Raw genomic sequence first — 291 nt, 5'->3', positions numbered from 1 at the left:
TCTCGGGCAAGGGCCTGACTTCCAACGATGACAAGAACTCCTGCTCTGCCAAGACCATCGGCCAGCTGTCCAACGTCAATGGCATTTGCCCCGAGGCGCCGGCCATGGGCGGGACCTATCAGGTCGCTGGTGCCGCCCTCTACGGAAACACCAGCAAGATCCGCACTGTGAGCAACCCGCCCTCCGACCTGGCGAAGGTGGAAAATGCGCTGAAAGTGCGCACCATGGCAGCATCGCTGACTGGTGGCTCCCCGCGTATCGACGTACCCATCCCCGGAAGCAATCCCAGGA

At 62.2% G+C, this 291-nt stretch carries 1 protein-coding gene; it reads left to right on the top strand.

Annotated elements, in window-relative coordinates; genetic code table 11:
• A partial coding sequence (locus CN601_RS22220; RefSeq protein ID WP_142317411.1) for a hypothetical protein occupies positions 1 to 291 on the top strand: 291 nt, incomplete at both ends.

It is taken from the genome of Bacillus sp. AFS017336, assembly GCF_002555445.1.
Lineage (GTDB): Bacteria > Bacillota > Bacilli > Bacillales > Bacillaceae_G > Gottfriedia.
This window is presented reverse-complemented; position numbering and strand designations above follow the sequence as displayed.